Origin of the sequence: Streptomyces sp. NBC_01463, assembly GCA_036227345.1 — a bacterium.
GTDB lineage: Bacteria > Actinomycetota > Actinomycetes > Streptomycetales > Streptomycetaceae > Streptomyces.
This window is the reverse complement of the sequence record CP109468.1, coordinates 87,459-105,588: the sequence shown is the minus strand read 5'-3', so window position 1 is coordinate 105,588 and position 18,130 is coordinate 87,459. Positions and strand designations below refer to the sequence as shown.

General features: G+C 68.7%; 19 protein-coding genes and 1 pseudogene. 5 read left to right on the top strand and 15 right to left on the bottom strand.

Features of this window, described 5'->3' with window-relative positions; all coding sequences use genetic code 11:
• Nucleotides 1-55: 55 nt before the first annotated feature.
• Nucleotides 56-655 carry a hypothetical protein gene (locus OG521_00455; protein ID WUW19335.1) on the bottom strand — a complete coding sequence of 200 codons (600 nt, stop codon included), beginning with the start codon at nucleotides 653-655 and terminating at the stop codon, nucleotides 56-58.
• A 399-nt stretch (nucleotides 656-1,054) separates the two neighbouring features.
• On the opposite strand from OG521_00455, the gene OG521_00450 reads away from it, so the two are divergent.
• The gene (locus tag OG521_00450; GenBank protein ID WUW19334.1) at nucleotides 1,055-1,837 is read left to right on the top strand and encodes a calcium-binding protein; all 783 of its coding nucleotides are present in this window, start codon (nucleotides 1,055-1,057) and stop codon (nucleotides 1,835-1,837) included.
• Between the two features lie 487 nt (nucleotides 1,838-2,324).
• On the opposite strand, the gene OG521_00445 is transcribed toward OG521_00450, so the two are convergent.
• The gene (locus OG521_00445; GenBank protein WUW19333.1) at nucleotides 2,325-2,549 is read right to left on the bottom strand and encodes a DUF397 domain-containing protein; all 225 of its coding nucleotides are present in this window, start codon (nucleotides 2,547-2,549) and stop codon (nucleotides 2,325-2,327) included.
• On the bottom strand, nucleotides 2,546-3,364 hold the full coding sequence (locus tag OG521_00440) for a helix-turn-helix domain-containing protein (GenBank protein ID WUW19332.1): 819 nt from the start codon (nucleotides 3,362-3,364) through the stop codon (nucleotides 2,546-2,548). Before OG521_00440 ends, OG521_00445 begins: the two co-directional genes overlap by 4 nt.
• Before the next feature lie 363 nt (nucleotides 3,365-3,727).
• On the opposite strand from OG521_00440, the gene OG521_00435 reads away from it, so the two are divergent.
• Nucleotides 3,728-4,159 (top strand): ATP-binding protein, encoded by a 432-nt coding sequence (locus OG521_00435; protein WUW19331.1) that lies wholly within the window; start codon nucleotides 3,728-3,730, stop codon nucleotides 4,157-4,159.
• A 102-nt stretch (nucleotides 4,160-4,261) separates the two neighbouring features.
• Nucleotides 4,262-4,372, top strand: a pseudogene (locus OG521_00430) (hypothetical protein).
• 799 nt (nucleotides 4,373-5,171) lie between these two features.
• Here the strand turns inward: OG521_00430 and OG521_00425 are convergent.
• Together OG521_00425 and OG521_00420 are read right to left on the bottom strand one after the other, a co-directional pair.
• Nucleotides 5,172-8,717, bottom strand: coding sequence for a LysM peptidoglycan-binding domain-containing protein (locus OG521_00425; protein WUW19330.1), 3,546 nt, complete (start codon nucleotides 8,715-8,717; stop codon nucleotides 5,172-5,174).
• 6 nt (nucleotides 8,718-8,723) lie between these two features.
• The gene (locus OG521_00420; protein ID WUW19329.1) at nucleotides 8,724-9,176 is read right to left on the bottom strand and encodes a pilus assembly protein TadG-related protein; all 453 of its coding nucleotides are present in this window, start codon (nucleotides 9,174-9,176) and stop codon (nucleotides 8,724-8,726) included.
• A gap of 75 nt (nucleotides 9,177-9,251) precedes the next feature.
• Between OG521_00420 and OG521_00415 the strand changes: the two genes are divergently transcribed.
• Together OG521_00415 and OG521_00410 are read left to right on the top strand one after the other, a co-directional pair.
• A complete protein-coding gene (locus OG521_00415; protein WUW19328.1) occupies nucleotides 9,252-9,785 on the top strand; it encodes a DUF4262 domain-containing protein in 534 nt (177 codons plus the stop codon).
• A gap of 36 nt (nucleotides 9,786-9,821) precedes the next feature.
• Nucleotides 9,822-10,157 carry a hypothetical protein gene (locus tag OG521_00410; GenBank protein WUW19327.1) on the top strand — a complete coding sequence of 112 codons (336 nt, stop codon included), beginning with the start codon at nucleotides 9,822-9,824 and terminating at the stop codon, nucleotides 10,155-10,157.
• 20 nt (nucleotides 10,158-10,177) lie between these two features.
• Here the strand turns inward: OG521_00410 and OG521_00405 are convergent, their stop codons facing one another.
• The 10 genes from OG521_00405 to OG521_00360 are packed head-to-tail and all read right to left on the bottom strand — an operon-like array spanning nucleotide 10,178 to nucleotide 17,774.
• Nucleotides 10,178-10,693 carry a pilus assembly protein gene (locus OG521_00405; protein WUW19326.1) on the bottom strand — a complete coding sequence of 172 codons (516 nt, stop codon included), beginning with the start codon at nucleotides 10,691-10,693 and terminating at the stop codon, nucleotides 10,178-10,180.
• Nucleotides 10,690-11,106 carry a pilus assembly protein gene (locus OG521_00400; protein ID WUW19325.1) on the bottom strand — a complete coding sequence of 139 codons (417 nt, stop codon included), beginning with the start codon at nucleotides 11,104-11,106 and terminating at the stop codon, nucleotides 10,690-10,692. Before OG521_00400 ends, OG521_00405 begins: the two co-directional genes overlap by 4 nt.
• 45 nt (nucleotides 11,107-11,151) lie before the next feature.
• Nucleotides 11,152-11,340, bottom strand: coding sequence for a hypothetical protein (locus OG521_00395; protein WUW19324.1), 189 nt, complete (start codon nucleotides 11,338-11,340; stop codon nucleotides 11,152-11,154).
• Nucleotides 11,341-11,356: 16 nt separating this feature from the next.
• Nucleotides 11,357-12,250 carry a hypothetical protein gene (locus tag OG521_00390; GenBank protein ID WUW19323.1) on the bottom strand — a complete coding sequence of 298 codons (894 nt, stop codon included), beginning with the start codon at nucleotides 12,248-12,250 and terminating at the stop codon, nucleotides 11,357-11,359.
• Nucleotides 12,247-13,215, bottom strand: coding sequence for a type II secretion system F family protein (locus OG521_00385; protein WUW19322.1), 969 nt, complete (start codon nucleotides 13,213-13,215; stop codon nucleotides 12,247-12,249). The genes OG521_00390 and OG521_00385 overlap by 4 nt, the downstream gene beginning before the upstream one ends.
• Entirely contained in the window at nucleotides 13,212-14,771 is a 1,560-nt protein-coding gene (locus OG521_00380; GenBank protein ID WUW19321.1) for a CpaF/VirB11 family protein, read from the bottom strand. Before OG521_00380 ends, OG521_00385 begins: the two co-directional genes overlap by 4 nt.
• Complete coding sequence (locus tag OG521_00375) at nucleotides 14,764-15,636, bottom strand: hypothetical protein (GenBank protein WUW19320.1); 873 nt, start codon at nucleotides 15,634-15,636, stop codon at nucleotides 14,764-14,766. The genes OG521_00380 and OG521_00375 overlap by 8 nt, the downstream gene beginning before the upstream one ends.
• A 2-nt stretch (nucleotides 15,637-15,638) precedes the next feature.
• On the bottom strand, nucleotides 15,639-16,328 hold the full coding sequence (locus tag OG521_00370; GenBank protein WUW19319.1) for an SAF domain-containing protein: 690 nt from the start codon (nucleotides 16,326-16,328) through the stop codon (nucleotides 15,639-15,641).
• Between the two features lie 28 nt (nucleotides 16,329-16,356).
• A complete protein-coding gene (locus OG521_00365; GenBank protein ID WUW19318.1) occupies nucleotides 16,357-17,244 on the bottom strand; it encodes an ATP/GTP-binding protein in 888 nt (295 codons plus the stop codon).
• On the bottom strand, nucleotides 17,238-17,774 hold the full coding sequence (locus OG521_00360) for a hypothetical protein (GenBank protein ID WUW19317.1): 537 nt from the start codon (nucleotides 17,772-17,774) through the stop codon (nucleotides 17,238-17,240). Before OG521_00360 ends, OG521_00365 begins: the two co-directional genes overlap by 7 nt.
• Nucleotides 17,775-18,130 lie beyond the last annotated feature (356 nt).

Genomic DNA, 18,130 nt, shown 5'->3' with positions numbered 1-18,130 from the left:
ATACGCAAACCTCCCCTGGATCCAATGGATCCAAGAGGAATGACCGGAGACGCCTTCAGCGCCGGCTTTCAGGGTCAACAGCCTCCGGGAAGCCAAGCCGGTCGAGCAGCGCGTCGAACAGCTCCTCCACGAAGACCTCCCCTGAGCGGAGGACCTCTTGGATCGAAGCCGCAGTGACCGAGTGCCCAGATCCCGCGGAACGGGCCCAGTCCAATGCCGCCTGAGCATCGCCAGGCACATGTGCGTCCAGTTCTGCGCGCTTACGGTCGACGGCCGCGGCGAACGCCGGCGTGCTGACCCACTCGCTCATGTCATCAACATCATCGGGAACTTCCGCCCACAACCCGGTCGCCTTCTCCAGGTTCAGGCACGCCTCCCAAAGCTCCACGTCTGACCCCAGGCCCATCACTATCGCCACGTCGCTGTCATAGACGGAGGCCACGCAGGCCGGGGCACCCGTCCACTCGACCAGCGCCTGCAGCGTTGTTGCCGGGTTCTTGATGACGTCCCCGTGGAACTGCAGCGTCTGCCAGCCCCCCGCACGCGGCCAACCGGCGTGGGCTGTGTCCCTGCTCTGATCGATCCCGTCGAATATTGGCGCACCAAGCAAGGACTGGTCGCTGCGACCGAAAACCAGTTCTCCCGAGAACCCCATCGTTTCTCCCCTCCGAGTTCGTGGGGGACAAACTACGACCGTCCACTGACAACGGAGGCCCAGAACGCATCCGGGTGCCCCGAGGGTCACGACACGATCACCCAAGCTTCCGTACGCCAGCCTGGCGGGTCACCCCGCGGCGATACCTACGAGGGCTATTCACCCCTCGCCAACAGCCGTCCTTACCAACAGACCGTACAGACGCCGGTTTTCGTTCCGTTGTTCCAACCGAGGCCGGAAGAGGGCGCGAGCCCTGCGCTCGTCATGGCAGCCGTGTGATCGATGGGCAACCATTCCTGCGACCTGATGGTCATGTCCGTGCCACCCGCGTACCGGGTGGGCACTGTCTGCTCGCTTCGGGACGTTCTTGAGGCGCTGGAACATGGGAGAAACGCCTTCATGCTTCACCGCACCACCGTGGCAGGCTTCGCCGGGGCCCTTGCCCTGTCTGCGCTCACGATTGCTGCCCAGGCGGATGACTTTTCGGGCGACATCAGGATCACGAAGGTGGTCGTCAACGGAGGGAAGGACATCGTCCTGGGGGCCACGGACGTGAAGACGTTCACCATCGCGGTGACCGCCACGGACGACTCGGGCATCAAGGTCGGACAGACCTTCCCGGTCATGTGGCACACGCCCCTCCCGAACGGCGACTACTACGGTCTCGTGGTCCCCGACAACATCGCGGGCAAGTGCGTGCGCCAGAGCTTCACCACGACCACCTGCACCTACACGCTGAAAATGAACCCGCGCATCGACCCCCAGGACAACACCACGGCCGGGACCTGGACCGTGAGAGCCCACGTCCTGGCCAACGACGGTGACTACATCACCAAGGATTCCGCCGCGAAGGCGAAGGTCCTGCGCAACTCCAGGCTGACGGTCAACGCCTCGCCGGAACCGGTGAAGAAAAACAAGACGATCACGGTCACGGGCGCCCTAACCCGCGCCAACTGGGAGACCTACAAGTATGGGGGCTACACCAAGCAGCCGGTGAAGCTCCAGTTCAAGAAGAAGGGCACCAGCACCTACAAGACCCTCAAGACCGTCACGACGGACAGCAAGGGCAACCTGAGGACGACGACGAAGGCCATGGCGGACGGCTACTTCCGCTACTCCTTCGCAGGCACGTCCACCACCCCGGCGGTCGCCTCCGCGGCGGACTACGTCGACGTGAAGTAACCCTCGGGAGGGTCATCTGTCCTCCAACAAGCGCAGAAGGCCCAGGCCGGAGACCCTTCGGTCTGGGCCTTCTTGAGCCCTGGCTGTTTCCCGGCCGGCGGGCCAGTCAGCCGCTGCATCTCTTCGCGCTCTCCAAGCTGATCGACGATCTCGGCGTCCCCCAAGCCTGCCAGCCGCACCGCAGTAACCGAACGCAGGCCCTGGGACGTCCGCCTCCGTCGCTACTCCTGTCTGCCACCGCGCCGCGTCCTCACACCCCGCTTCACATCCGAGTCCGGTGGAGCCCGGAACCAGCATGCCTCCGGCGACCACACACGGTCATTAACAGGGTGGACTCCATGGTGAATTGGCGACTATTGAATACGCGAGCCCACCAGTACCGAGGCCGGGTCAGCCCGAGACTCCCTGTGGGTACGTCTGTACACGACCAAGGGCCGTTTCCACCGCTGCGGGCGGGGGAAACGACCCTTGGTCGTGCAGTGTCGGCTCACACAGTGCCGTCGATCATGGCCTGCCGGAAGACGTTCCACTCTCGGTCGGTGTAGCGCAGGGCGGGCAGCTGCTTGTCCTTCGAGTCGCGCAGAGCGACACCGCCGGGCAGGCCGGTGACCTCCACGCACTGGCCTTCCCCGGCGCTGTATGAGGACTTGCGCCACTCCGCGTCGCTGAGGTCGTAGGTATGCAGGTCGGCCTTGGCGGTGGTGCGGTTCACGATGGGTTTCCCTCTTTCATGCGGTTCGTAATGCGGGCCAGCGAATCGCTGACCGGCAGGGCTGCGGCGACGATCTGGCCGAAAGCATCCTCGTAGAGCTTCACGGCATCGGTGCCTTCCACGTAATTGGTGCCCGTGAGGTTCTCGAACTGGACCACGGTCGGCATCCGGGCGGGGAAGGAGACGAGGTCGAAGGCGCCGGCGCCACCGGGGTGCGGGGTGGCGTCCAGCGGCATGATCTGGATGGTGACGCCGGGTACCTCGGCGGCGTCGAGGAGGCGCTGGAGCTGGTCGCGCATGATGTGGGGGCGGTCGGAGAATCGCCGGTGCAGTACGGCTTCGTCGATCACCGCCCAGAGTTTCAAGGGTCGTTCGGGCCGGCTGAGGATGGCCTGGCGGGCCAAGCGCACTTCCGTGAGGGCAGTGACCTCTTCGGGGGTGCGGGTGATGGCGTTCGCGGCGATGGTTTCGCGGGCGTAGGCGGCGGTCTGGAGGAGCCCGGGGATGAGCAGGGGCGCGTAGATCTGGATGCCTTCCGCGTCCGACTCCAAGGAGATGTAGTCGGAGTACGCGGGGGCGATTATCCCGTAGGTCTGCCACCAGCCAGTCTTGGAGGCGTCCTTGGCCAGGCCCTCCAACGCGGTGATCAGCTCGTGGTCAGTGACCCCGTATTGCTCCAACAGCGGGGCGACGGCCGGAGGGCGGATGTGGGCCTTGGCGTTCTCGATGCGCGAGAGCTTGGGGGAGTCCCAGCCCATGGTCGCGGCGGCGGAATCCAGGCTCATCCCGGCGTTGATGCGCAGGTCCTTCAGCATGCCGCCGAGCCGGCGTCGGCGAACGGTGGGGACCAGGGGGACTGTAGGCATCGTGCGTACGCCTCTCTGCGAGTTCTAGAGCCGCAGCCGGGTACGGCACGTTCGCTTCCGGGTGGCGGCTGCTCTGGGGCGGGTGGTGCAACTCTCTCATCGGGTGCTGGTAGGGGCGGTACGGGGGCAGTTTGACGCCGTAGGGCGGTGGCGTCGATGGAACAGGCGTTCTTCTTTTGGGGATTGCTACCCCAATATTGCAACACTGGACCCCAAGGGTGCATTCTACTGGGACAGGAACGTGACGGAACGTCATTTCTTGATCACCGTTGACGCCTCGTCACGCGCGTCCGCTCCGGCCGAAGGCCTCACATGAACTTGACGACAACAGCCGTGCACACCGCGGCGACTGGCCAGCCCAGCTACACCGAGACCATGCCGTGCGAGCCGCAGAGCGCCCGCAAGGCCCGCATATTCGTCTCCCTGGTTCTCGGCGTCTGGGGCCTGGACGAACTCACCGACGATGCCCAGCTGGTGGCTTCCGAGCTGGTCGGCAACTCCGCAGTGCACACGCGATGCCACCGCATCCGCGTCACCGTCACCCGCCTCGGCCCTGACCACGTACGCGTCGCCGTGATCGACAAGTCCGTGAACAGCCCCTCCCCATGCACCGCGGGCGCGGACGAGGAGGGGGGCCGCGGCCTGGCGGTCGTTGCCGCGTTAGCCGAGACCACCGGCACCGACACCTTCCGCTGGGGCAAGCGGACCTGGGCCCAACTGCGTACGGCCGGATCAGTGCAATGAGCGGCCTTCCAACTTGAGGAGCACCGCATGTTCAGTGTGTCCACGCCCGTCGCGGCCGGGACGATCGTGCAGGAGCCTGTCTGCTCCGCTGACGTGAGCCGCCTGCAGCTCCTGGTCGTCGGCCAGGGCTACGTGGGTCTGCCGCTATCATTACGCGCCGCTGAGGCGGGCCACCGAGTGGTGGGCCTCGACACCGACATCAGGCGGACTGAGGCCGCCAGGTGCCGTTGGCAGCCCATCTGATCAGGCGTTTGTGTGCGGCCTGGCGGAGCGCTGCGGGTACCGGGAGGGGACCGTCCGGAAGTACCTCGGGGTCATCAAGAGCCGCTCTGGGGTCTGACGTTCCACTGCGGTGGAACAGGTGCGAGCTACCCGGGGGACTGCTTGAGGGCGGGGTGGAATCCATGGATTCCACACCGCCCTCTCGTCTGTTCAGGCCCGGGACGGTCAGTTGATCCCACACTGTGCGGGAGTCGTCCGCCGCCGTCGGATGCATGGTCGCCACGCCCGTTCTGGAAGCTGGCCTGGACAGAGTGGAACGGCGCGACCTGCAGTTTTCCAGTGCGGGTCACTGTTTGGGGTATACCCCGCTCGCGTTCGCGGGTGGCTCACGGCGATCTGTGGTGCGGTGAGGGAGACCTGGTTCGCAGCGCTCGGTTGGACGTTCCACGTGGGGGAGTGGCCGGGGTGGAATCGGCGGCGGAACCCTCGGATCTGGAGGGGACCTGAGTGGAATCTTCCACGCCGATGCGAGTACCGCGGTCCCGGTTGTGAGGGTGACGGAGTTCCGCTGCGGCGTCGTGGAACCGTGGAATGCGCACCGGGGCGGGTGGCGCCCTGGGGGAGTGCCACCGAGTTGCTAGGGTGACGGCGCTTCGGCTACATCAAAGACGGGGCTCGCCACCGCAGGACGTCGCGGGCTCGGGGTCCGAGCCGCAGAGCACTTGGCGGGCTTGCTCCGGCCAGGGCCCGGCCGCGGGAGCGCGGCGGCCGGGCCGGTGCGGATCTGAGGTCAGCGGCGGACCGCGTCCAGACGACGGATGGTCTCTTCGGTCTCGGGTTCCATGGTCAGGCCGGCGTCGAGCAGGTACTGCTCAAGCTGCCGGATCGCGGTCTCCAGATCGTCGTGCGCGCCGAGTCGGGCCAGCGCCTCGAAGCGGTGGCGCCACAGGACCTCACGCTCGCGGCCGCTGTCCAGGCCGCGTCCTGCCGCCCACAGCGCTTCCTGTGCGTCACCGGCTTCCAGACAGAGGGCGGCGAGGTCATCGGCGACGTCGACCACGGCCGAGATCATGTCCTGGGTGAGGGTCTGCGCCCAGGCGTAGCGGCGCGGCGGAATGCCGGTGAAGGGCCGTCCGCGTACGAGTTCGAGGGCCTGCCGCAGCAGTGTGCGTGCCTCGTTGCTGTCGGCGCCGGCGGCCTGGTGCGTCAGGTCCTGGAACTGGTGCCAGTCGCAGGTGACGCCGACCAGGCGGTGCTTGCGATCGGGCTGGTCGTTGACCTTGGGGTAGTAGTCGTCGTCACCGAGCCAGCGCCGTACCTCACGGATGCGTGCGTTGCGGGTGTTGTTCTCTACCCGTCCGCCGCCCGGGGCGATGACCTCGTTGAGCTCGTGCCGGGTGGCGCCGTCGGTTCGCAGAGCGAGCCAGGAGACGAGTTCCGTTGCGACGGTGCGCCGGTTGGAGTCGATGTGGCCGTGGGCGCCGGTGACGTCGACCGGGCCGAGGACTCGCACGACGGGGCCAGCGGCCGTTTCCTGGCCGGCTGACTCTTCCCGACCCTCGGCGCCGGCTGGTTCTTCCCGACCCTGGTCTGCGCCGGTGGCCTCCGGGGAGGGGAGCGCCTCGGATGCCGGGGGACTGGCGGGTTCGGGCAGGCGGGCGATGACCCGGGCGACCGGGGTCGTGGCGGGCAGCACGATCCGGCTGGGGGAGGAAGCGTCCTCCTGCGGGTCAGCAGCACTCGCCGGCTTCGTCAGGGGCCCGGCCTCTGTGCCCGTGTCGGGTTCGTGGTTCGCGGCCGTCGGCACGGACGTGCCTCGGGGGTGAGCAGCGGGGGAGCCGCCCTCAAGATCGGCCAGGCGGGCGAAGAGACTGCCCGCCCGACCGGCGGGTGCGGGGGCCGGATCGGTAGCAGCCGGTGCGGGGCCGTCCTTCGCTGCCGGGGCGGGCCCGGGGGACGGTTCGGTGGCCTCGACGTCGGTCTCGGAGCTGGATGTCAGGGCGCTCTCGATGACGTCGGCGTACTCCGCATCGGAGAAGGCCACCAGCCGGCAGTGCAGAGCGGTCCCGGGTACGGGGTGGATGTCGTCGTCGGTGTCCAGCACCCACACGGTCGCGGCCTCGGCCGGCTGGTGCCCGCTGGTGATGATGGCGGTCGCTGTGCGCGGCTCCTGCTGCAGGACCTGGGCGAGGTCCTCGGCGGACTGGGGATCCGGGCAACTGTCGAGGTCGGCGAGGACGACCATCGGCCACAGCTCCTCCACGGTGTCGGCGGCACGTGCGGCACCCAGGTTGATGCTGTCGCTGCCGGACAGCGCCGAGTGCTGCCGGCCGTGATGGGCGCGTACGACGTCGGTTGCTTCGGCGAGCGTCGTGTACGGCGTCACGCACGAGTCGATGAGGGACAGGCCCGGGGCGCTGTCCTCGCCGGCGACCGCGATTTCCAGGTCCTGGCTGAGCGGGGACACGGCGAGTGAGGTGCCCAGGGCGCGCAGCACGGGCAGTCGGGCGGCGCCGGTGAGATGCAGCGCACCGAAGCGTTCCAGGTCGACCAGGAGCAGCGCCTCGCGGGTGTCGTCGCCGAGGGCCACGAGCGCCGGGTAGGGGGCGTCCATCTGGCCAAGGACCGTGGTGTCGGCGAGGTCGTCGGTGTCGGCCGGGCACCACCACATCTGCGGGGCGCCCTCCACTGCGGTGAACGGTGCCAGCGGCGCAGGCGGTTCGTTCCCGCAGTCGGTGTCGGCGAGGTGGAGCTGTACGCCTTCGGCGCCCAGCTGAACGGCTGCGAGGGCGGGCAGCGGGCGCTCCTGCTCGGTGCAGTGGTGGGCCAGCGTGCGCAGGGCGGCGTCCAGGAAGTCGACTTCGGCGGTGGCGTCCAGGCAGCGCAGGCTGTGCTCGGTGGCGGCGGCACGTCCGCCGGGCATCGCGATCCGGCGCCCGGCCCGGCGGCGGCGCTGCTGCAGGGTCCGCCTGCGCCGCAGCATCAAGATCACTCCGGCGGCGACGAACGCACCCGTACCCAACGCCACCATCGCGACGGACGGCCCTGACTCCGCGTCCTGTACGGACTCCTGGGCACTGCGAGGGGGTTCGGTGGCCGAAGGCCCGTTCCCGTCCGGCGCCGAAGTTCGGGGCGCGGAGGGCGTCTGGCTCTCGGCCTCGGCGGGGGCCGTGGACGGTGAGGCCTGGGGCGGCGTCCCGGCGTCGGCATCCTGGTCCGGTACGGCGGAACTGCTCGTGGACGGGGTGGCTTCCTGCTGCGGTGTGCCCGCTTCTCCGTCACTGGCCCGGGGCGACTGGGAAGGCCCGGCGGCTGCCCCGTCGTCCTGGCCGGGCTTGTCGGGACGGGTGTCCGTACGCGGGGGTGCCGGGGACTGCTCGCCGCTCTGGGGGAGGTTCAGTTCCTGGCCGGGGAAGATCAGGTTGGGATTGGTGAATCTGCCGCCGTCCGGTGTTGCCGCACCCTTGTTGGCGGCGAAGATGGCCGGCCAGTCGGTTGGATCGCCCTGCTCGTCGGCGATCGACCAGAGGCTGTCCCCGGCACGGACGGTGATGCTCTTCGGCCCTGCCGTGTGCTCTGGCGTCGACTTGTCGTGCTCAGCGCCCGCAGGGCCGGCCTGCGCCGTGGTGGCCGGCTGGGTGTCGGTCGGCTTGTCCGACGCCGAACTCGCGGCCGCGGCTGGGGCAACCGGTCGTGCGTCGGCCGGCAGCCTGATGACCGTGCCCTTGGGCAGGTACTGGTCCCCGGAGGCGAGCTGCGGGATGTCCGGGTTCAGCGCGGCAAGGTCCTTCCACCGCTTCCCGTCACCGAGGTACTCCTGCGCCAGGTCCCAGGGAAGCTCGGAGGCGGAGGACACGGTGTGCCGGGGCCAGGTGTCCTCATCGGCCTGAACAGTGGCCCTGGCCTGGGCGCTCGCAGTGCTCGCTCCCACAGTGTGAACGGCGGCGACGGCAGGCGCCGTGGTCGCGGCCGAGGCGGCGGTGGGCGCCAGCAGAACGATGCCTCCGATGAGGAACGAGGCGAGGGACTGCATACCGCCCAGGCCCTTGATCCTGGGAGCGGAGCGGCGCCGCAGGACAGCGGCGATCTCCACCAGGACGGACAGGGCGAAGGCAGCCCAGGCGGCCCAGCCGATGCAGGTCACGGCTACGAGGAACAGTGAGCCGTCGTCCTGCTGGGTCAGCAGGTCCATGCCCCCGGAGACCTCGGTCGGCTGATGGCCCACCTCCAGCAGCAGGTAGGGCACTCCGGCGACCAGGGCCACCAGGAGGGCCAGGCCGAGCAGGGCCCGCAGCACGGCTCCGAGGGCGCGCAGCGGGGCGGGGGTTCGGGCCATGGGAGATCAGCCTCCAGCTTGGGTCTGCAGATGGGCCGTGGCAGTGCCGGTGACGTTGATCGTTGCCATGCCGATGAATTGGGCGAAGTGCGGGGTGTAGCTGTCCTGGACGGTGACGTGGAGCGTCTGGCCGTTGTCGCTGATGCTGACGTCGCCCTGGACGTTCGCGGCGGCGAGGTAGTCCTGGGCTGCGCCGATGGCGGCGTCCGGGTCGATGGTGATGGCGGTGCCCTCGATGGCCTGGGCGGGGTCGAGTTGCTGGCCGGCCGTACGAGCGGCCTCCTGGGCGAGGGAGGTGGCACGGTTGCTGGCGTTCAGCGCGCCGCCTCCGTCGACCAGCAGCCCCATCACCATCAAGATGGCGATCGTCGTCAGGGCGAAGAACACCGACATGGAGCCGCGGTCACCCCGCCACGCTTCGTGCCGTGCGACGGTCAGCTGGTGGAGTCGGCGGGTCATTGACGAGACACCAACCCCTTCGCCTGACCGATCCCGCTGAACATGGGGTCGAACCGCTCCCGTAGCCTCACGGCTATGCCCACCGGTGCCCTCTGCCACTGCGTCGTCTGCCAGAACATCGAAGAGCTGGATCCCCGCATCCAGTCGACGGTCGATCTCATTCAGCAGCACGGGTGGCAGGTCACGATGGTCCCCGTCGGCCGCGACGAGGCACCCGGCTGGGCGTACACGATCGGCCTGTGGCATAGCCACCGCATCCCCGAGCTCGCGATGTTCGGCCTTGATGTCCGCACGATGCAGACGCTCCTGAACGACCTCGGCCAGCGGGCTGTTGAAGGGCAGCGCCTGGAGGCGGACCAGGTACGGCACGACATCGCCTCTGTTCCAGTCGTGCTCAAAGCCGTCGACTACCGCTGGTACAAAGCGTTCTTCGGCATCGCGATCAACTTCTACCGCAAGCCGCCGTTCCCCGTCCTCCAGGTCGTCTGGCCCGACCACGACGGAGTCCTGCCCTGGCAGCCCGGTGGCGAAGGCCTCCTGACCCACCAGCCCAGGCTGGACCTGCACCCCAACGAACACCCTGTCGGCGTATGGACGCAGAACCTGTGACCGTACGACGCCAGCGCCAGCGCGGACAATGACGCCATGAAGCATTGGTTCCGCAGCTACTGGATCGAGGAAGACACCTGGTTCTACTTCGAGGTCGACGCCGACGGCTGGGTCACCCGCCAGGTCGAGCTCCAAGGTCCCCAGGAGAAACCGATCGCCGCGGCCTCCCTCGCCGAATGGCAGGCTGCTCAGCAGGGCGGAACGCTCTCGGACTACGAGTCGACGTTCGGCGGCACGGCCGAGATCCCCCTCCAGGAGTGGGACGGACACGAGCCGCACGACCTCACCCTCGAAGAGTTCGAGGCCAACTGGCTCACAGCACGAGCAGCCTGCCGGGAAGGATCCCGGAATCGCGGGACGCGAGGACCGTGAACCCAAGCACTCTCGCCCGCTCACTGCACAGCCTCCCTGCTTCGGCTCGCACTCCACTGCCCTTCAGAATTCGCGAACCCAAGATCTCTGCCTCGGTAGGTGTCGATCGGGCTGGTCCACGAGGCGCGGAGCGTCTTGCGGCCGGGCAGTCCGGGCAGACCGATGTCGGAGAGATCCGCGGTGCAGGCGATCGTCGCCGTGACGTTGGCGTCGGCCCCGATGTCGAGCGAGTAGCCCGCGGTGTCCACCGTCACGCTGGATGCCCGGCAGGTAATGCCCTCCCCCTCCAGACTGCGCGACGCTGCGGCCTGCGCTTTGCTCTGGGCGCTGCCGGCGTCGCGTTCCAGGGAGGCGGCGCGGGCAGCGGCGCGGGCAGCGGAGTCGACGGCGCCGTCGGCGTCGATGACTCGGCCGGACGCCACCATCAGCAGCATCAGCGCGATCATGACCGGGGCGAGGACCGCGGTCTCCACCGAATAGCTGCCCCGGTCACCGCTCAGAGCAGAATGTGTCGAGTGTGGTGTGGGGGCGGTCATGGTGTGGTCCAGCGTTCGACGGGAGCGTTGGCGTACTGGGTGACGTGAAGTTCCAGGCCGGGTACGAGCGTGGCGACGCTGCCGGACACGGTGATGCGGACTTCCTCGGCGGAACTGCCCGTCGAGGACACGCTCGCACCTCGGACGCTGCCCCCGAACCGGGCGAGGAAGGACTGCGCCTCGGCCACACCGTCACCGCTGCCGGAGCCGAAGGTCCGCCCGGCCTCGACGCCGTGGCGTGCGGCGGACTGGGCCACCTTGCGGGCATGGAAGTACAGGCCGACCTGAATGGTGGTGAACACCAGCCCCAGCACCACCAGGGCCAGTACCGCGAATTCGACGCTCGCGAAACCGCGTTCGTCGCGCCGCCGGACGCATGCCCGCTGCCTGTATCTGCGTAGCCGGGTTCTCACGCCTGCCCTCCCCTTCCCGTGTGGACTGCCTGTCGCGGTCGTGTGTCAGCCGCCGCTGATGATGCCGACCTTCTCGGCCACCTTCGTCTTGATGGCCAGGGCGACGCCGGCGGCCACGACGATGACGACGGCGGTGATCACGGCGACCTCGGTCGTGCCCTGTCCTTCGTCCCTGGCGGCCTTGAGCTGGTGCCAGTGGGCCTTGAGCAGCAGGGTGAGTGCTTCGATGTTCACGGTCTGTGTCCTTCGGTCAGCTGACGAGAATGGTGAAAGTGAGGGGGATCATGACGAAGACGAGCATCAGGACGACGCCGAACGTGACGGGCAGGACCATGGCCGCCGAGGCCTCGTTGGCCTGTGCTTTGGCGTCGGACAGCATCGCGATCCGCAGCTGCCTCGCCTGGGCCTGCAGGGTGGCGTAGACGGCGGCGCCGTCACCTGCGAGGGCCAGGGTGTCGGCGGGGCGGGTGAGTTCGGGGATGTCGAGCTCGTCGCCGAGCTGCTTGAGGGCGTCCCACACGGTGACGCCGGCGAGGTCGGCCTGGTGGAAGACCTGCCGCATCCTGACGAAGATCCACCCATCGCCGACTTCTGCGGTTTCGGTCAGGGACTGGGCGGCGCCCGAGTTCGCGATCCGCGCCAGCGCGACGCGCTCCAGGTAGGAGGCGGCAGCGTGCCGGACCACGAGGCGAGCGGCTGCCGCGTTCCGGGCGACTTCCCGCCCCGGCAGGAACCAGAACAGTGCTGCCAGGGCGAGCGAGACCACGGCGGGGATGGTGAAGGTGAACGCCGCCCCCGCCAGCGCGAGCAAGGCCTGCATCAGCTGGGGGAACAGCAGCCCGTACAGGGAGAACAACACGCGTTTGCCCAGGTGTTCGGCCGGGCTGATCCGCAGCAGGTTCAGGTCCCTGAGCGGCAGGCTGATCCGGCCGCCGAACTCACCCAGCAGCCGGCTCCCGACGCGTTCGCTCAGCGAGTTGGTGACCGCCGGAGCCGCGGACGGCAGCGCCGTCTGAGCTTTGCTGACGTCGAGCCGGTCCAGCACGGAGGATAGGTCGGGCCGGGCCGGCCACGCGGCCCGTACGGCGAGGCCGATGAGGGCGCCGGCCGCGGCCGCGGGAAGGACCGCCTGTACGGGGATCATCGCAGACCTCCACCGGTGGGGACATCAGTGGGACGGGCCGGTCGCTGCGCTGTGACGCCGTACGCGGACGGCACTTCGGTGGCGGCCAGCGGGGCCAGGAGGCGGGGGTCGGGCTTGGTGCGGGCGATGCGCCGCAGCCAGGAGAGAGTCCAGGCGAACATGCTGCCTAGGACGGCCAGCACGATCTGCCCGGGCGGTGACTGGTACCAGCCCGACCAGCCCTCATTGAGCATGCACCCGACGACGACGATCGAGATGACGACCGAGACCATGCGCGAGGATTTGCGGACCTTGGCCCGGTCGGCCTCGATGTCGCGCGCGTCGGCGGCCTGCTGATGAATCGTGACCGCGAGCTTCTCCAGGGCGTCGGAGAGGCCTGGTCCCTTGTACACGGCGTGGCTCTGGAAGAGCAGGACCACGTGGTCGGAGACGCCGTCGGCGAGCTCGTCCGCGAACAGCGCGAACGCGTGGTGCGCCTCCATGCCGGAACGGAGCCGCTCGGACAGGGCCCGTACGTTCGCGGCCACGGGTGCGGGGGCGTTCTTCGCCGAGGCCCGGATCGTCTGGGGCAGGCTGATTCCGGCGGTGTGGACACCGGCGAGATGGTTGAGCCACTGCCCCAGCGCCTCAAGTCGGTCGATGCGGTGCACCGCGGCGGTGCCCGGGTTCAGGATGAACGGGAACCCGAGCACAGCGGCTCCGGCGAGGAGCCCATGCACCGGCCACCCCGTCCACGCCCACACCACCAGAGCGACGACCGCGGCCGCCGTGACGAGGTGGCGCCATCGGTTCTGCCACTTCTCCGGCAGTTCAGACCGGGCACGCTGGACCCGGTCGCTCATCCGCGAGGCCGGCTTGACCGGGTCGGGCACCCGGCCGCGGAACTCACGGACCGCGGCCATCGCGGCCAGGAGGCAAAGGACGGCGCAGCAGGCCGCCACCAACGTCAGTTGGGATGTGGTCATCGGGTGCTCACTGTCTGCAGGGGCGGGCCCCACCAGCTGTGCGGGTTCTCGGTCAGCCACTGCCTGGCGAACTTGCCGGTGCGCTCCAGCTCGCCGATGAAGGACGGCATGGTCTTGTACACGGCCCGGACCTCGGATCCGTGCGGGGCAAAGAGCTCGCTGGTCGTGGGGCGTCCGCCTTCACCGACGACGTCGTGGATCTCGTAGATGTGCGACACGTAGCGGTGCTTCTTGCCGCCGAGCGCGGTCTCGTCCAGGTAGGTGAGGTAGACGACGACGTCGATCGAGGAGGCGATGAGATGGTGGGCGGCCTCGGTCGCCATCCCGGCCTCGGTGCACAGCTGGACCAGGCGGCTGATGATGGCGTGCGGCCGCCGGACGTGAAGGGTGCACATCGACCCCGAGCCGCCGGCGGACATCGCCTGCAGCATCGGCACGATCTCCGTGGACCGGACCTCACCGACGATGACCCGGGTCGCGTTGTAGCGCAGGGCCGTCGCGAACATGTCGCCGATGGTGACCTCGCCGGCCAGTTTGCCGCCGTGGCGCTCGCCGTTGGACTGCCGCGCCTCGAACGCGTAGGTGACGGGGCCGGGCTTGGGGCCCGGCTCGTCCAGGTAGAGCTCACGGTCGGATTCGAGGGTGACCAGGCGTTCGGCGGGCGGGATCTCCCGGCCCAGCGCCCGCAGCAGCGACGTCTTGCCCGCGCCCATGTCGCCGACGACCAGGACGTTCATCTTGGCGTGGACGCAGGAGGTGAGGAACGCCTCCAGCAGCGGGTTGATCGACCCCCACTGAACGAGCTCGGAGATGCCGTGCTGGCGGATGCGGTGCTTTCGGATGACGACGGAGGGCCTGGTGGTGAGCAGCGAGGCGGTCACGCGGGAGCCGTCGGGCATGCGGAACCCGATCATGGGGGTGGCCTGGGTCAGGGCCCGCTCCCCGTGGCCGGACAGTCGCGCCATCCGGTTGACCCACGTGATCAGCTCTTCGTGGGTGTCGGCGACCTTCTCCACGGTGCGTCGCGGCCGGTCGTGGTACTCGACATGAGCGCGCAGCCCGTCGACCATCACGTCCTCGACCCCCTCTTCGTCCAGAAGGGACTGCAGCCGCCCGCCGCGGTACATGGAATCGAAGACCGCGGTGCCGATCGCCGTCTCCTGCGCGTCGGTCAGGGGGGTGTTGCCCTGGGCGTACTTGGCTGCCCAGTCGGCGACGGCGTTACGTACGAGGGACTTGGCCAGGGCCCGGCGGTCCGCTTCCTCAAGGAGCTTGTCCGGGTCGTTGGCGCTGAGCTTCTGGGAGACCTGGGCCTGGAGGTCCTCGATGACATCCCAGGCGACCGGGATCTCACCGGGCAGCTCGGCCAGCCGCGGCACCGCGGCGGCGTGCGCTGCCATACGGGGGGCGGCTGCCGGAGTGGTGGGCGCGGGCCCGGGAGTTGGGACGGCGGGGCGGTGGTTGCCGAGGCGGCCCGCGAGGAGACCTGCGATGTCCTCACGTCCCATGGGCTGCGGCTGGCCGTTGACGCCGGGACGCTGCTGGATGTCAGCCACGCGGCGGCCCCCCTCTCTCGCTCAGCCGCTGAAGGACACCGGCGAGGTGCGGGTTGGCAGGCCGGGACGGGTACTGCTGCTGGATGCGGCGCCGTGAGGCGGCCGCTTCCATCTGCTCGGTGGCGGTGCGCGCGTGACGCAGCAGCGGGCTTCGGCCGTAGCCGCGGGGCGGCTGGCCGCCGGTGGTGAAGTAGCCGGCGGTGGCGGCGTCGAAGGGAAGGGCTGCCACGACAGGGGTTTTGAGGGCTTCGGCGACCTGATGGGCGCGGTAGGGGCCGTCCTCGATGAGGAGCAGCCCGAGCGCTTCGGAACCCGTGCCCCGTTCGGCGAGCTCGGTGGCCAAAGGGTCGATCAGGTGCCGGGCCAGGGTCAGCGACTGCTCCGTGCCCCGGACAACGAGGAGTACCAGGTCGGCCCGGTGCAGGAGCGGGGCCGGGGTGAGCGCCGGGTGCAGCTGCCCGGATGACAGGGCGAGCCGGCCGGCGTCGATGAAGACTTCGTATCCGGCCTCGTCGGCCAGGACGTGCAGGACCTCGGACAGGGCCGGCCAGGTCCGCTCCAGAGCGGCGGCCTGGGCGGGGTCGGTCAGCCCGGGGAGCAGCTTGCGGTGGCCGGCCTCGTCCATGGGCCACAGGTGGCTGGCGAAAGCGTTGGCAAGGGCGTCAGATCCGGTGCGCTCGGCTGCTGCGAGGTGATAGAGGCCGTATCCGGCACCTACCTCGCCCTGGAAGAAGCCCGCCCTGACGGTCCCGCCGGCCGGGTCGCACTCGGCGAGCAGCGAGGGACGCTTGGAGGCCAGAGTGAGTGCAAGTGCGCTGGCGGTGACACCGCAGGACTTGGCGGAGACGAGCGCGGTTACGGGCATGATCACTGTCCTCGCGGTTCACGCACGAGGGCGATGCGACCCTGGGTGGCGCGGGTCGCCAGAAGCGGCCCGTCCGTCGTCCCTACCGCGAGGTTCACCACGACGGTGCCCGACGCGTCGGGACGCGACACGGCCACGACCACGGCGCTGAGGGTCGACGGCGGGGCCTCGGCGTCCTTGCCGCTCTGCTGCTCGCCCTGCGCGGGAGTCGTGACCGCGAGAACCTTGTCGCCGGGGGACAGGCTGCCGGCCGGGGCCTGGCCACGCTTGACCTGGACGCCGACCTGCTGCATGTCATCACCCAGGCCAGAGCCCTGGGCGAGCTGCGAGGTCGTGAGCAGACCACCCTTCCTCAGATCAACAGCCGCCCGCTTCCCGACCATCGACGCCTTCTGATCAGCCGACACGGGGGTGAGCGCGGCGTCGGCACTTACCTCGGCCACGACCAGGTCCGCATCGGTCAGGGCCTGGCCGGCCGGAACGTCGCGGGCAACGGCCAGGACCTGGGCACGGTCGCTGGCGGAGGTGACCGCGGCGGCCGCTCCCAGACCCGCGACTGCGGCCAGGACGATGCACAGGGCGGCGACCGACCAGCGGCGCTCCCGCTTGACCGGGGCAGTGGTGGTGATCGGGATCTCGGGGCGGGCCGGGGAGGCCGGACGTGGCACCGACGGCGCGACGGGGGATTCCATGCGGTGAAGAGCCTCTCAGGGGGCGCTGTTAGTTGAGGACCTGGACCTCGGCGACCGTGATGTTCACGGCGCTGTCGCGGACTTCGGTGAGCTGGCCGTTCTGGCCGCCGCCCTGCCAGTCGATCGTCCAGGTGGAGGTCGCGGTGACGTGGTACTTGCCGCTCTCGGTCGTGGAGGACGGCTTCGTGTAGCGGTGGCCGCAGTCAGGAGACGCCTTCTTCCCGAACTCCGCCTTGTACGGTGTGCCCGCGGTGGTGCAGGTGACGGTGGAGCCGTCACCCATCGTCCACACGATCCTGCTGACCTTCGCCGTCGCTGTGACCGTGACAGCCCCGGCCGTCGCCGACGCGGTGTTGGGGCCGTACGTCTCGGCGCCCGTGCTCGTCCACATGTACACCGGCATGCCGACCACGCCCTTGCCGCCAGGCTTCGGAGTGATCCCGATCTGCGGGCCCTTCAGTAACATCTTGTCGACGGCCTGCTGTGCCACCACCGCAGGATCGACGGCAGGGGCAGGCGGTTCACCACCCGGGCCTCCGTACACCGCCTCCGTGATCATCGTGGATCCGCCGCCGTCCTGGTAGTACCGGCAGTCGCGGATGTACACGGCTCCGCCCTCCTTCGGATCGTGTCCCTTCCAGAGGTCACTCACCGCTGGCGGCTGGGGATCGAGCTTCTTCGGAGGGGTGCACTCGGGCGGCTTCACACCGCCGGCGGCCTTGCCGCCCGGTTTCCTGCTGGCTGGCTGCGTTCCCGCCTTCTTTCCCGGCTTGCCAGGATCCTTGGCCTTCACGCACACCCAGTCGTTCTTGCACGACTGCGCCCCGTCCGTTCCGTCGGCGGCGTGAGCTGTTCCGACGCAGACGATCAGGGCTGGCACGAGGGGGAGCGCCCGTAGCGCGCGTCTGCTCAGCATGACGAGCCAGCCTGCTTGTTCTCGATGACCTTCCAGCCGTCCGGCCACTGTTCGAGGCTGGTGACGTTGACGTACTTGGTCAGGCGGTCGGTGGGCATGACCTCCTTCTTCTGGGTCGCCACGTTGACCAGGTCCCAGCCCGAGACGTCGATGCAGCTGGAGATCGTCGCGTTGGCCGCGCCCTTCTGGGTCTTGCCGAGACGGGTCACCGTGGAGTTGCTGACTACCGGATCACCCATGAAAGCCTGTCCGTCGCTCTTCAGCCCCTTGGTGTCCTGCTGCACTCGGACCAGAGCGAGGCCGCCCGCGTACTTTTCGATGTCAGTTCCCTCGGTGCTGGACTGCGCGTACGCGCGCTTCATCTCAGACCAGTACTTCTCGTACGTGACTAGGGCCTGTTCCTTGGCTACTTGACCCGGATCTTTCGGCTTGGCGGGCTGACTGGAGGACGGCGGTGAACTCTTCGGCGTATTGCCTTCTGAGGAATCCGACGTGTCGCCGTTGCCGCAGGCGGAGCCCAGGGTCAGCACGCTGGCGACGAGAACCAGAGAAGCACTCCTGGAGTGATTCCGATTGCGAACGCGAGCAGACTTGGTCCGTGCTCGCGATGCCGTGAGCCCTCCTCCTGCATATGCCACAACGTCTCCTAGCCTGTGTGTCAGTGATGCGCGGCGACGTGTAGGTCTTCGCGCGCAGAAACCAACCCTCTGGTCTGGTCTCATACCTTACGCAAAGTGCCGCCATCAACCCACCCCGTTCCGGCAGTTGAAATAGCCGCAGGAGGGGCATACCGGAACATTCCTGGATGCCTTCACGTGTGACTTCCCAAGGCCTTCACTGAAATTGATGACTCATCCTCTTTTGAGTTGAAGCAGCCTCCCATTGT